The organism is Serratia sp. A07, assembly GCF_058725505.1.
In genome coordinates, this window is record NZ_JBZXDO010000008.1 from 75,618 (window position 1) to 88,809 (window position 13,192).

The 13,192-nt window shown below is 58.8% G+C and carries 10 protein-coding genes; 5 read left to right on the plus strand and 5 right to left on the minus strand.

Annotated features, from left to right (window positions below; translation table 11 throughout):
* Positions 1 to 69: 69 nt before the first annotated feature.
* The 4 genes from cmk to ansB all read right to left on the minus strand — a co-directional run bounded on the left by cmk (position 70) and on the right by ansB (position 4,861).
* Positions 70 to 759 carry a (d)CMP kinase gene (gene cmk / locus AC4PR2_RS10975; RefSeq protein WP_492175124.1) on the minus strand — a complete coding sequence of 230 codons (690 nt, stop codon included), beginning with the start codon at positions 757 to 759 and terminating at the stop codon, positions 70 to 72.
* Positions 760 to 1,025: 266 nt separating this feature from the next.
* Entirely contained in the window at positions 1,026 to 2,312 is a 1,287-nt protein-coding gene (aroA, locus tag AC4PR2_RS10980) for a 3-phosphoshikimate 1-carboxyvinyltransferase (RefSeq protein WP_060440282.1), read from the minus strand.
* Positions 2,313 to 2,425: 113 nt separating this feature from the next.
* Positions 2,426 to 3,511, minus strand: coding sequence for a 3-phosphoserine/phosphohydroxythreonine transaminase (gene serC / locus AC4PR2_RS10985; protein ID WP_033637853.1), 1,086 nt, complete (start codon positions 3,509 to 3,511; stop codon positions 2,426 to 2,428).
* A gap of 303 nt (positions 3,512 to 3,814) precedes the next feature.
* Positions 3,815 to 4,861 (minus strand): L-asparaginase 2, encoded by a 1,047-nt coding sequence (gene ansB / locus AC4PR2_RS10990; RefSeq protein ID WP_070913952.1) that lies wholly within the window; start codon positions 4,859 to 4,861, stop codon positions 3,815 to 3,817.
* Between the two features lie 148 nt (positions 4,862 to 5,009).
* Between ansB and ycaO the strand changes: the two genes are divergently transcribed.
* The 4 genes from ycaO (at position 5,010) to pflA (ending at position 11,454) form a co-directional block, all read left to right on the plus strand.
* Positions 5,010 to 6,773 carry a 30S ribosomal protein S12 methylthiotransferase accessory factor YcaO gene (gene ycaO, locus AC4PR2_RS10995; protein ID WP_492175126.1) on the plus strand — a complete coding sequence of 588 codons (1,764 nt, stop codon included), beginning with the start codon at positions 5,010 to 5,012 and terminating at the stop codon, positions 6,771 to 6,773.
* A 461-nt stretch (positions 6,774 to 7,234) separates the two neighbouring features.
* The gene (focA, locus tag AC4PR2_RS11000) at positions 7,235 to 8,095 is read left to right on the plus strand and encodes a formate transporter FocA (RefSeq protein ID WP_492175127.1); all 861 of its coding nucleotides are present in this window, start codon (positions 7,235 to 7,237) and stop codon (positions 8,093 to 8,095) included.
* A 54-nt stretch (positions 8,096 to 8,149) separates the two neighbouring features.
* Positions 8,150 to 10,432: a formate C-acetyltransferase gene (gene pflB / locus AC4PR2_RS11005; protein WP_016928324.1), complete on the plus strand. Its 2,283-nt coding sequence runs from the start codon at positions 8,150 to 8,152 to the stop codon at positions 10,430 to 10,432.
* A gap of 281 nt (positions 10,433 to 10,713) precedes the next feature.
* Complete coding sequence (gene pflA, locus AC4PR2_RS11010) at positions 10,714 to 11,454, plus strand: pyruvate formate lyase 1-activating protein (RefSeq protein WP_015377324.1); 741 nt, start codon at positions 10,714 to 10,716, stop codon at positions 11,452 to 11,454.
* Between the two features lie 48 nt (positions 11,455 to 11,502).
* Here pflA and AC4PR2_RS11015 read toward each other — a convergent pair whose 3' ends face one another.
* Positions 11,503 to 12,654, minus strand: a complete 1,152-nt coding sequence (locus AC4PR2_RS11015) for an MFS transporter (protein ID WP_033637849.1) — start codon at positions 12,652 to 12,654, stop codon at positions 11,503 to 11,505.
* A gap of 163 nt (positions 12,655 to 12,817) precedes the next feature.
* Between AC4PR2_RS11015 and AC4PR2_RS11020 the strand changes: the two genes are divergently transcribed.
* Complete coding sequence (locus AC4PR2_RS11020) at positions 12,818 to 13,183, plus strand: DUF1801 domain-containing protein (RefSeq protein WP_060421731.1); 366 nt, start codon at positions 12,818 to 12,820, stop codon at positions 13,181 to 13,183.
* The last annotated feature ends 9 nt before the right edge of the window (positions 13,184 to 13,192 follow it).

The window sequence follows — 13,192 nt, forward strand, 5'->3', positions numbered from 1 at the left end:
AAAATTTTACCCGATATATTGCGATACCGCTATGACAAATATGACAAAAAGCCAATAGCGCCGCCGCGCTTATTGCTGCGGCAACGCCAACACTTTCTGTGCATACATCAACGCCTGCCGGATCACTTCTTCGATCGACATGCTGGTAGAATCCAGCACGAGGGCGTCAGAAGCGGGCACCAGAGGCGCGATAGGCCGATTACGGTCACGGTCGTCCCGTTCCTTTATCTCGGCTAAAAGACGTTCAAAGTTAACATTAAAGCCCTTCTCCTGCAACTGCAGCATGCGGCGGTGCGCGCGCTCCTCCGAGCTGGCGTCGAGGAAAATCTTGACCGGCGCGTCCGGGAACACCACCGTGCCCATGTCACGGCCATCGGCAATCAGGCCGGGCGCCTCGCGGAATGCGCGCTGGCGGCGCAGCAGCGCCTCGCGCACGCGCGGAAACGCCGCCGCTTGTGACGCGGTGTTGCCGACGGTTTCGGTGCGGATCTCATTGCTGACGTCCTCACCTTCCAAAATCACCTGCAGCTTGCCGTCCTGGGCAACTAAGCGAACATCGAGATGTGCGGCCAGCGGAACCAGCGCTTCCTCAGAAGTGATATCCACCTGATGATGCAACGCCGCCAGCGCCAGCACGCGATAGATCGCGCCGGAGTCCAGCAAACGCCAACCAAGGGACTCGGCCAACGCTTTACACAGCGTGCCTTTGCCTGCGCCACTTGGTCCATCAACGGTTATCACCGGGGCTGTAGCCGTCATTTCTCTCTCCTTCAGGTAGAAAACCTCACAGAGACACGGTGCGCTTCGGCTCAAGGCCCGCGCGCCGCACTCTCTGTCACCTGCCCAATCAGGGGCAAATACGGTGGCGTATTATACGCTGCCCTACGGCGATCTGTTACCCTGGAACTGTCCGGTTGTTGAAAATAAGCGCACAACCGCGAAAAAGTATAGAAGAAACGCCGGTCGCCAAAGGTTAAAAACGATAAAGGCCCACAAAGGGGCCTTAAAATAAACGATTTGACGGGTTACGCCGGCTGGCTGATGCGCGCCAGCTGTTCGAAATAGTCCGGGAAGGTTTTCGCGGTGCATTTCGGATCGAGAATGGTGACCGGAGTATCCGACAGCGCCACCAGCGAGAAACACATCGCCATACGGTGATCGTTGTAGGTGCCAATCTCGGCAAACTGCAGTTTGGCCGGCGGCACGACGTGAATGTAGTCTTCGCCTTCGTCCACTTCCGCCCCCACTTTACGCAGCTCGGTGGCCATCGCCGCCAGACGGTCGGTCTCCTTTACCCGCCAGTTGTAGATATTGCGAATGGTGGTCGGCCCCTCGGCGAACAGCGCTGCGGTGGCGATGGTCATCGCCGCGTCCGGAATGTGGTTCATGTCCATGTCGATGCCGCGCAGTTCACCGCGGCTGCATTCGATGAAATCGTCGCCCCAGGTAATGCGCGCGCCCATTTTCTCCAGCACGTCGGCAAACTTGGTGTCGCCCTGCACGCTTTTGCGGCCGATGCCGGTCACGCGCACGGTGCCGCCCTTGATAGCCGCCGCCGCCAGGAAGTAAGAGGCGGAAGAAGCATCGCCCTCAACCAGGTAATCGCCCGGCGCGATATACGTCTGACGCCCCTGGATATGGAACACCCGGTAGTTGTCGTGGCTCACCGATACGCCGAAGGTGCGCATCAGATGCAGCGTGATGTCGATGTACGGCTTGGAAACCAGCTCGCCCTTGATGTGGATCTGCGTATCCTGCGGCGCCAGCGGCGCGGTCATCAGCAACGCGGTCAGGAACTGGCTGGAGACGCTGCCGTCAACGGTGACCTCGCCGCCCTGGAAGCCGCCGCGCAGGCGAATCGGCGGGTAATCGGTCTGCTCGAGGTAATCAATCTGCGCCCCGCCCTGGCGCAACGCGTCCACCAAATGGCCGATCGGGCGCTCTTTCATGCGCGGTTCGCCGGTCAACACCACGTCGCCTTCACCGAGGCACAGCGCCGCCGCCAATGGGCGCATCGCCGTCCCGGCGTTGCCGAGGAACAGTTCCAGCGGCTGGCCGGCCACCAGCGGCCCGGCCACGCCGGTCACTTCGCACACGGTGCGATCGGCGGAAAGCTGATAGTTCACGCCCAACGCCTGCAGCGCGTTCAGCATATGACGCACGTCGTCGCTGTCCAGCAGGTTGGTCAGCCGGGTCGTGCCTTTCGCCAGCGCCGCCAGCAGCAGAGCGCGGTTAGAAACGCTCTTGGAGCCGGGTAAGTTGACGGTGCCATTGACCAGGGCGACCGGGTGTAACGTCAGGGAATCCACCATGTGAACAAAACTCTCCAATTCTGATAAACGAAACGGCTCCGGAATAATGCCGGAGCCGCTTTAATGCAAAAGGACAACAGCCTGAGCAGCCCGCGTCGGGCGAGCTGACGGGATCAACCGTGACGACGTTCGAAGTCGGCCATGAAGTCGGTCAGCGCCTGCACGCCGGCCAGCGGCATGGCATTGTAAATAGAAGCGCGCATGCCGCCAACTACCCGGTGGCCTTTCAGCGCCTGCAGGCCGATGGCTTCGGCTTCGCTGAGGAACACCTTGTCCAGCGCCGCATCGGCCAGCTGGAACGGCACGTTCATCCAGGAACGGTTGGCGATCGCCACCTGGCTGCGGTAAAAGTCGGATTTATCGATGGTCGCGTACAGCAGTTCGGCCTTGGCCTGATTGCGTTTTTGCATCTCCACCAGGCCACCCTGCTCTTTCAGCCATTTGAACACCAGCCCGGACAGGTACCAGGCGAAGGTTGGCGGGGTGTTGAACATCGAGTCGTTTTCGGCCAGCACGGTGTAGTCGAGGATCGACGGCACTTCTTTGCGCGCCTTACCCAGCAGATCGTCGCGCACGATCACCAGCGTCAGGCCGGCCGGGCCGATATTTTTCTGCGCGCCGGCGTAAATCACGCCGAAACGGCTGACGTCGAGCGGGCGGGACAGGATGGTCGAGGAGTAATCGCCGATCACCACCTTGTCGCCGAAGTCCGGCGTTTCATCGATGGCCACGCCGTCGATGGTCTCATTCGGGCAATAGTGGACATAAGCCGCGTCGTCGCTGAGCTGCCACTCTTTCATCGGCTTGATGCCGCTCAGGCCGTCGATACGGGTTTTCACGTCGATGACGTTCGGCGCGCAATACTTTTCAGCTTCCTTGATGGCGCTGTGCGCCCAATAGCCGCCGTCGATATAGTCGGCGGTGGCCTTGTCGCCCAGCAGGTTCAGCGGCAGTGCGGCGAACTGCGCGCGGGCGCCGCCGTGGCAAAACAGCACTTTATAGTTGGAGGGGACTTTCAGCAGATCGCGCAGATCCTGTTCCGCCTGCTCGGCAACGGCGATGAATTCTTTGCTGCGGTGACTGATCTCCATCACTGACGTGCCCAGACCGTGCCAGTTGCACAGTTCCTGTTCCGCACGACGCAACACTTCCACCGGCAGCATCGCCGGGCCAGAGCTAAAATTATAAACCTGAGTCATTTCCCCTCACCACATTCACTGTTCGCCGCAGAAAAGCGACCTGTCGAAAAGACGCCCGAAGTTAACGCTCGCGTTAACCAACCCATCGGTTTTATCACTCACGCCCCATGGCTGCAACGCTTATTCACCCGTCGGCGGCAAACGGCCGCGCCGGGTGATGACAGGCTCTGCGGCCGTCGCGATTGTTTGGACGATAAAACCCTGCGACATGGGGAAATTCAGCGGGTTAACGCGGTGTTTTATGCTGTATTCAGCCAAGATGGCTGCGGGAGCCCCGGTCGGCCCCCGCAGAAGAGAAAACGATCAGTACTGATTAAACATCTGCTGGATTTGCTTCGCATCTTTGGTTTGCGTCAGCGCCAGCTGCAGCAGAATGCGCGCTTTTTGCGGATTCAGCGTGCCGGCGGCAACAAAGCCGTACTTGGCGTCGTCCACTTCCGCATCTTCGGTGGTGGCGCCGGTTGGCACGCGCGATGAACGCACCACCGCCACACCGTTGTGCGCCGCCGTCGCCAGGGTGTCGAACACCGTTTTATACAGGTTGCCGTTGCCGACCCCAGCGCTGACGATGCCCTGATAGCCTTCGGCGATCAGCGCCTTGGCCGGTGCATCGGAGGCGTTGGCATAGTTGTAGACGATGCCGACCTTCGGCAGTTCGTTCAGCTTGCTGACGTCGAACGGCGTATCCCGGGTATGCTTACGCTGCGGCGAGCGCTGGTAATCGATTTTGCCGTTGTGGATATACCCCAGCGGGCCGTAGTTTGGCGACTGGAAGGTCTGCACGGCGGTGGTGTTGGTCTTGGTGACATCGCGCGCATCCAGCACGGTGTCGTTCATCGCCACCAGCACCCCGCGGTTGGCCGATTGCGGATCCGCCGCCGTCACCACCGCATTATACAGGTTGAACGGACCATCGGCGCTCATCGCCGTCGCCGGTCGCATCGCCCCCACCAGCACCACCGGCTTGTCGCACTTCACCGTCAGATCGAGGAAGTAGGCCGTCTCTTCCAGCGTATCGGTGCCGTGGGTGATGACGAAGCCGTCGGTCTTGCCGCAGTCGGCGTCAATTTTCTTCGCCAACGTCAGCCAGACCCGATCGTTCATGTCCTGCGAACCGATGTTCACCACCTGCTCCCCCTGCACGTTGGCGATGTTTTTCAGCGCCGGCACCGCATCGACCAACGCCTCGACGCCCAGCTTGCCCGCCGTATAGTTGGATTTCGTCGCCGAATCGCCGCCGCCGGCGATGGTGCCGCCGGTCGCCAGCAGAGTGATGTTGGGCAGCGCCAGCGCCGAGGCGCTGAAGCCGGTCAACAGGAGGGTTAACGCGCTGAGTTTCACTGATTTCATTAGATTTCTCCGTGACAGATAACTCGCTGAATTATGGCCTTTATCCTTAAAAAAACTGTGACTTTGCCGCCGCTTTAGGAATACGTGGAGCTCCAGCGTAAAACCCCGTATCATTGCGCGTTTTTAGTACGCGCAAAAAGTGAAGACAATGACGCAAACTTTTATCCCCGGTAAAGACGCCGCCCTGGAAGACTCCATCGCCCGTTTCCAGCAGAAACTGAGCGATCTCGGTTTCAACATCGAAGAAGCCTCCTGGCTGAACCCGGTGCCGCACGTGTGGTCAGTGCACATTCGCGATCGCGATTGCCCGCTGTGCTTCACCAACGGCAAAGGCGCCAGCAAAAAAGCCGCGCTGGCCTCCGCGCTGGGTGAATATTTCGAGCGCCTGTCCACCAACTACTTCTTCGCCGATTTCAATCTGGGCAAGCAGATTGCCGAAGGCGATTTCGTGCACTACCCGAATGAGAAATGGTTCCCGATCCCTGAAGACGACGCGCTGCCGGCCGGCATCCTCGACGAACGCCTGCACGCCTTCTACGATCCGCAGCAAGAGCTGAGCGCCAGCGATCTTGTCGATCTGCAATCCGGCAACGCCGATCGCGGCGTGTGTGCGCTGCCGTTTACCCGTCAGTCCGATCAGCAAACCGTGTACATCCCGATGAACATCATCGGCAACCTGTATGTTTCCAACGGCATGTCCGCCGGCAACACCGCCAACGAAGCGCGCGTGCAGGGCCTGTCGGAAGTGTTCGAGCGCTATGTGAAAAACCGCATCATCGCCGAATCCATCAGCCTGCCGGCGATCCCGGACGAAGTGCTGAACCGTTACCCGGGCGTGGTGGAAGCCATCGCCAAGCTGGAAGAGGAAGGTTTCCCGATCCTCTCCTATGACGCCTCGCTGGGCGGCAACTACCCGGTCATTTGCGTGGTGCTGTTCAACCCGACCAACGGCACCTGCTTCGCTTCGTTCGGCGCGCACCCGGACTTCGGCGTGGCACTGGAGCGCACGGTAACCGAACTGCTGCAGGGCCGCAGCCTGAAAGATCTCGACGTGTTCACCGCACCGACCTTCGATGACGAAGAAGTGGCGGAACACACCAACCTGGAAACGCACTTCATCGACTCCAGCGGCCTGATCTCCTGGGATCTGTTCAAACAGGACGCCGATTACCCGTTCGTTGACTGGAACTTCAGCGGCAGCACGCAGGAAGAATTCGCCACCCTGATGAGCATCTTCGACAAAGAAGACGCGGAAGTGTACATCGCCGACTACGAGCACCTGGGCGTCTACGCTTGCCGCATCATCGTGCCGGGCATGTCCGACATTTATCCGGCGGAAGACCTGCTGCTGGCCAACAACAGCATGGGCGCGCACCTGCGCGATACGCTGCTGGCGCTGCCGGGCAGCGAGTGGGAGCCGGAAGAGTACCTGGCGCTGATCGAGCAGTTGGACGACGAAGGGCTGGACGACTTCACCCGCGTACGCGAACTGCTGGGCATTGCCAGCGGCAAAGACAACGCCTGGCATACCCTGCGCGTGGGCGAGCTGAAGTCGATGCTGGCGCTGGCGGGCGGCGATCTGGATCAGGCGCTGATCTGGACCGAATGGACGCAGGACTTCAACGCCTCGGTGCTGAGCCCGGCGCGCAGCAACTACTACCGCTGTCTGCAAACGCTGCTGCTGCTGGCGCAGGAGCCTGAACGCGAAGCGGCGCAGTACTACACCGCGTTCGTGAAGATGTACGGCCAGGAAGCGGTCGACGCCGCCTCCGCCGCCATCAGCGGTGAAGCGCGCTTCAACGGGCTGTTCGCCGTCGATGCCGATCTGAAGGCGCTGCCGGCCCATCAGGCGCTGCTGGCGGCCTACGAGAAGCTGCAGGCGGCCAAACGCCGCCATTGGGCCAAGGCCTAAGCATCATCAGGGGATACTGCCACTTTGGGAGTACCCCTGCTGCCAAACGCCGCACTTCGCTGCGGCGTTTTCATTTTTGCGGTGTATTTCAACGCATTCGCTTTTATTTTCTCGCCGGAAAATTGGCGGTTAAACGACCATAAAAATAAATAAACCGTCAATTGTTGCCGGACGGTGAAATAATAATTAACCGATAATTAAACTTTCAGCGCTGCGCGGCGACAAAACGCCTAAAAATTTAACTTTACCCTACGCCGTCCACCCGGTGAATTCAAAAAATTTTGCAAACATTAAAAAAATGTTTTTACTTAAAAATCAATAAATTAACCATAAAAACCACACAAAAAACACGCCATTTTGCCGCTCTACTTCCCCGCCTTATGATCCAAATCAAATTTTCCCCTATACTGCTTTGCTAGTATCTCATTGCGTTGTTTTAACCCTTAAGAGCGAGAGTTAGTTTGAAAACTGACAGCCCCTTCGATCTGATTTTACCTGCGGCCACGGCGAAAATCGCTGAAGATGCCGGCGTGTATAAAGCCACCAAACATCCGCTGAAAACGTTTTATTTGGCGATCACCGCCGGTGTCTTCATTTCCATCGCCTTCGTCTTCTACATCACGGCGACCACCGGCACCGCCGGCGTGCCTTTCGGGCTGGCGAAACTGGTCGGCGGCATCTGTTTCTCTCTCGGGTTAATGCTGGTGGTGGTGTCAGGCGCCGACCTGTTCACCTCTACCGTACTTATCGTCATCGCCAAGGCCAGCGGCCGCATCAACTGGGGCCAGCTGGGTGCCAACTGGCTGAACGTTTATCTCGGCAATCTGGTCGGCGCGCTGTTCTTCGTGGCGCTGATCTGGTTCTCCGGCGAGTATATGGTCGCCAACGGCCAGTGGGGCCTGAATGTCCTGCAAACCGCAGACCACAAGCTGCATCACACCTTTATCGAAGCCGTGTGCCTCGGCATTCTGGCTAACCTGATGGTCTGCCTGGCGGTCTGGATGAGCTACTCCGGCCGCACTCTGACCGACAAGATGCTCGCCATGGTGCTGCCGGTCGGGATGTTTGTCGCCAGCGGTTTCGAACACAGCATCGCCAACATGTTTATGATCCCTATGGGCATCGTGGTCAAACACTTCGCCACGCCGGAGTTCTGGCAAGCCGTAGGGGCGGTACCTGAGCAATTCGCTCATCTGACAGTAAGCAATTGCATCATCGACAACCTGATTCCGGTCACCATCGGCAACATCATCGGCGGCGGTCTGCTGGTTGGGTTGACTTACTGGGTAATTTATCTGCGCGGGGGCCGCGAACAGCACTAAGCTGTGAGTTACCGCGCGCAGAGTTAGAAATCCACAATCAAAGGTAGGTGTACAATGACCGAACTTAACGAGAAATTAGCCAACGCTTGGGAAGGTTTCAGCAAGGGTGACTGGCAGAATGAAGTCAACGTTCGTGACTTCATCCAGAAAAACTACACGCCTTATGAGGGTGACGAATCCTTCCTGGCTGGCGCAACTCAAGCCACCACCACCTTGTGGGACAAGGTTATGGAAGGGATCAAACTGGAAAACCGCACTCACGCGCCGGTTGATTTCGACACCAACGTTGCTTCAACCATCATTTCTCACGACGCGGGTTACATCGCCAAAGAGCTGGAAACCATCGTAGGTCTGCAGACCGACGCCCCTCTGAAACGCGCGCTGATCCCGTTCGGCGGCATCAAAATGGTCGAAGGTTCGTGCAAAGTGTACGGCCGCGAACTGGATCCGCAGCTGAAAAAAGTGTTCACCGAATACCGTAAAACCCACAACCAGGGCGTATTCGACGTTTACACCAAAGACATCCTGAACTGCCGTAAATCCGGCGTGCTGACCGGTCTGCCAGATGCCTACGGCCGTGGCCGCATCATCGGCGACTACCGCCGCGTGGCGCTGTACGGGATCGACTTCCTGATGGCCGACAAACTGAACCAGTTCAAATCGCTGCAGGAAAAACTGGAAAACGGCGAAGATCTGGAAATGACCATCCAGCTGCGCGAAGAGATCGCTGAACAGCACCGCGCTCTGGCTCAGATCAAAGAGATGGCCGCCAAATACGGTTACGACATCTCCGGCCCGGCCACCAGCGCGCAAGAAGCGGTGCAGTGGACCTACTTCGGCTACCTGGCCGCGGTAAAATCCCAGAACGGCGCCGCCATGTCCTTCGGCCGCGTGTCCACCTTCCTCGACGTGTTCATCGAGCGCGACATTAAGGCGGGCAAACTGACCGAAGAACAAGCGCAGGAACTGATCGACCACCTGGTGATGAAACTGCGTATGGTGCGTTTCCTGCGTACCCCTGAGTACGATGAGCTGTTCTCCGGCGACCCAATCTGGGCAACGGAATCCCTGGCCGGTATGGGCGTCGACGGCCGTACCCTGGTCACCAAAAACAGCTTCCGCTTCCTGAACACCCTGTACACCATGGGGCCGTCTCCGGAGCCGAACATGACCATCCTGTGGTCTGAGAAGCTGCCGCTGAACTTCAAGAAATTCGCGGCGAAAGTGTCCATCGACACCTCTTCCGTTCAGTACGAAAACGACGACCTGATGCGCCCTGACTTCAACAACGATGACTATGCCATCGCTTGCTGCGTCAGCCCGATGATCGTCGGTAAACAAATGCAGTTCTTCGGCGCCCGCGCCAACCTGGCGAAAACCATGCTGTACGCCATCAACGGCGGCGTTGACGAAAAACTGAAAATGCAGGTCGGCCCGAAAGAAGCGCCGATGATGGACGAAGTGCTGGACTATGACAAAGTCATGGCGCGCATGGACCACTTTATGGATTGGCTGGCCAAGCAGTACGTGACCGCGCTGAACATCATTCACTACATGCACGACAAGTACAGCTACGAAGCTGCGCTGATGGCGCTGCATGACCGTGACGTTTATCGCACCATGGCTTGCGGCATCGCCGGTCTGTCCGTGGCGGCCGACTCCCTGTCTGCCATCAAGTACGCGAAAGTCACCACCATTCGCGACGAAGACGGCCTGGCCATCGACTTCAAAGTAGAAGGCGAGTATCCGCAGTTCGGTAACAACGACGCCCGCGTCGATGACATCGCCTGCGACCTGGTGGAACGTTTCATGAAGAAAATTCAGAAACTGCGCACCTACCGCAATGCGGTACCGACCCAGTCCGTACTGACCATCACCTCCAACGTGGTGTACGGTAAGAAAACCGGTAACACCCCGGATGGCCGCCGCGCAGGCGCACCGTTCGGCCCAGGTGCCAACCCGATGCACGGCCGCGACCAGAAAGGCGCAGTAGCCTCCCTGACCTCGGTAGCCAAACTGCCGTTTGCCTACGCGAAAGACGGGATCTCCTACACCTTCTCCATCGTGCCGAACGCGCTGGGTAAAGACGACGACGTGCGTAAAGCCAACCTGGCGGGCCTGATGGATGGTTACTTCCACCATGAAGCCTCCATCGAAGGCGGCCAGCACCTGAACGTCAACGTGATGAACCGCGAAATGCTGCTGGATGCGATGGAAAACCCTGAGAAATACCCTCAGCTGACCATCCGCGTTTCCGGTTACGCCGTGCGCTTCAACTCGCTGACCAAAGAGCAACAGCAGGACGTCATTACTCGTACCTTCACTCAAACGATGTAATACGCCAACCGGGCGGGAAACCGCCCGGTGCCAACGTCGGGGCCGGTTCTGCCGGCCCTTTTCTCCCACCGCTCTCCCCTGACTCTGTACGAGTCTGTTTTGCCGGACATCTATACTGAATGGATAGCCGGCAAAACAGTTATCCGGCAACTGACCGGCCGACAGGCATCATTACCCCCGGTGGCGGGCTCACCCCGCCACTGCATCGCAGATACCTGGCCGGCGGCCACGCGCCTATTTTTAGACTGCGTTTGACAGTCAATATTGGAGAAAAACCCGCAATGTCAGTAACTGGTCGCATCCACTCCTTCGAATCCTGCGGCACCGTCGACGGGCCCGGGATCCGCTTTATCGTCTTCTTCCAGGGCTGCCTGATGCGCTGCCTCTATTGCCATAACCGCGACACCTGGGATACCCACGGCGGCAAAGAAGTGACCGTCGAAGAGCTGATGAAAGACGCGGTGGCCTACCGCCACTTCATGAACGCCTCCGGCGGCGGCGTGACCGCGTCCGGCGGCGAGGCGATCCTGCAGGCTGAATTCGTGCGCGACTGGTTCCGCGCCTGCCACGCCGAAGGCATCAATACCTGCCTGGACACCAATGGCTTCGTGCGCCGCTACGATCCGGTGATCGACGAGCTGCTGGACACCACCGATCTGGTGATGCTGGACCTGAAACAGATGAACGACGAGATCCACCAGAACCTGGTCGGCGTCTCCAACCACCGCACGCTGGAATTCGCCCGCTACCTGGCGAAACGCAACCAGCGCACCTGGATCCGCTACGTGGTGGTGCCGGGTTGGTCAGACGACGATAAGTCGGCGCACCTGCTGGGCGAGTTCACCAAAGACATGACCAACATCGAGAAAATCGAGCTGCTGCCCTACCACGAGCTGGGCAAGCACAAATGGGTGGCGATGGGGGAAGAATACAAGCTGGACGGCGTTCATCCGCCGAAGGCCGAGACCATGGATCGCGTCAAAGGCATCCTGGAAAGCTACGGCCACAAAGTCATTTACTGATTGGCGCAGCGCCAAAGAAAAACCGGCTCATGGCCGGTTTTTTTATGCTCAGGCGGCGGCGAACGGCGTGTGATGGTGATCCGGCTTCTGCTTCTTCAGCAGCATCAGCAGGTAAACCAGCGCCACGGCGGCGATCATCACGAACAGCACGCGATCGGAGTAGTTTTGCATCAGCAGCGCCGTCATCGACGGGCCCAGCAGGCTGCCGATGGTGTAACTCATCAGCAGCGCCTGGTTCATCGCCACCAACTCGTGCGGTAGCGCCTTCTCGCAGGCCCAGGACATCGCCACCGGGTACAGGGTAAAGCCGGCGCAGCCGAGGATGAACAGCGAAGGCGCCATGGCGTAGTTGCCGAGCATCGCTACGCTGGCGAGGATCACCACGAACACCTGAATGCGCAGCACCAGCAGACGCCCGTAACGATCGGCCAGCCGCCCGACCGGCCACTGGCCGACGATGCCTGAGCTGACCAGCAGCGCCATCCAGTAACCGACGTTGGCGTCGCTCATGCCCTGATGGGAGAGGTACAGCGGCATCAGGCCGTACAACGAACCGAGCACGATGCCGGAAATGATGCAGCCATTGATGCCGAGGCGCGCGCTGCGGCGTCTCAGCATTGTCCACACCGCCGCCTGCTGCGGCTCGTCTTCATGGCGGTTGACCCGCGCAAACAGCATCGGCAACATCGCGCTGATCACGATGGCAGTCACCCACGGCACCACGTGCAGCAATTCCGTCGAGGTCATGCTCAACAGCAATTGGCCGGTCACCGTACCGAGGTAATAGACAATCATATAGGCCGCCAGCAGCTGGCCGCGGTTGCTGAGATTGCCGCTGCGCAACAGCGCGCTTTCCACGATCACCCAAATCCAGGCGCAGCCGACGCCGGCGAAGAAGCGCCAGCCCAGCCAGCTCCAAAAATCGATCGACAGCACCATGCCGGCGGTCGCGGCGGCGAACACCAGACAAGAAAGATGATAGCTGCGGGTAAAGCCGACGCGCTGGATCAGTTTGCCCGCCACCAGCGTGCCCAACAGGTTGCCGCTGAAATAAGAGGAGCTGACCATTCCCACCTGCCAGGTCGACAGCTGAGCATGGGTTAACCAAAGAGGCACGAGCGTATTCAAAACGGCAATGGATACCGTGAGCAGCAAGAGGCCACAGAGCAATAAGAGCACTGGGCGGGAGTATGCGGACATAGTGAAATTGTGACCGAACGCGCAATGAGAGTGCGCGCATCATGCCACTGGCGATAAAAAAGTCAATCGCCTCTTATCATTCCACCGCACGATTTGTTTCCGGCTAACTGGCTGAAAAAGCGCTATGCTCAGCGCAGAGCGAATTTGACGACAAAGAGGCAAAATGAGTCAGGCAAATGATGCGGCGGTAGAGGCCCTGCTGGCGGACATCGGCAGTACGCAAGGTGACCTGCTGGCCATTGTGCAGCAGGTGCGGCGGATCGCTGCGGCGAGCGGCAACGGCGTCACCGAATCAGTCAAATACGGCGGCATCATGTTCTCGCATAGCCAATTTTTCTGCGGCGTTTTCGCCTATCGCCACCACGTCACGGTGGAGTTCGGCCACGGCTACCGATTGGAAGATCGTTATCTCCAGCTCGAAGGCAACGGCCAGTATCGGCGGCACATCAAGCTCCACTCGCCCGACGAGGTGAAAAGCAAGCATCTGGCGGACTACATTCAACAGGCTTATACGCTGGCGACGGGCTGAACTCTCGGC

What these genes read in the sequence shown, in the direction of transcription:
- cmk (WP_492175124.1), bottom strand. Translation starts at nt 759, where the DNA reads ATGACGGCTACAGCCCCGGTGATAACCGTTGATGGACCAAGTGGCGCA.
- aroA (WP_060440282.1), bottom strand. Translation starts at nt 2,312, where the DNA reads ATGGTGGATTCCCTGACGTTACACCCGGTCGCCCTGGTCAATGGCACC.
- serC (WP_033637853.1), bottom strand. Translation starts at nt 3,511, where the DNA reads ATGACTCAGGTTTATAATTTTAGCTCTGGCCCGGCGATGCTGCCGGTG.
- ansB (WP_070913952.1), bottom strand. Translation starts at nt 4,861, where the DNA reads ATGAAATCAGTGAAACTCAGCGCGTTAACCCTCCTGTTGACCGGCTTC.
- ycaO (WP_492175126.1), top strand. Translation starts at nt 5,010, where the DNA reads ATGACGCAAACTTTTATCCCCGGTAAAGACGCCGCCCTGGAAGACTCC.
- pflB (WP_016928324.1), top strand. Translation starts at nt 8,150, where the DNA reads ATGACCGAACTTAACGAGAAATTAGCCAACGCTTGGGAAGGTTTCAGC.
- pflA (WP_015377324.1), top strand. Translation starts at nt 10,714, where the DNA reads ATGTCAGTAACTGGTCGCATCCACTCCTTCGAATCCTGCGGCACCGTC.
- AC4PR2_RS11015 (WP_033637849.1), bottom strand. Translation starts at nt 12,654, where the DNA reads ATGTCCGCATACTCCCGCCCAGTGCTCTTATTGCTCTGTGGCCTCTTG.
- AC4PR2_RS11020 (WP_060421731.1), top strand. Translation starts at nt 12,818, where the DNA reads ATGAGTCAGGCAAATGATGCGGCGGTAGAGGCCCTGCTGGCGGACATC.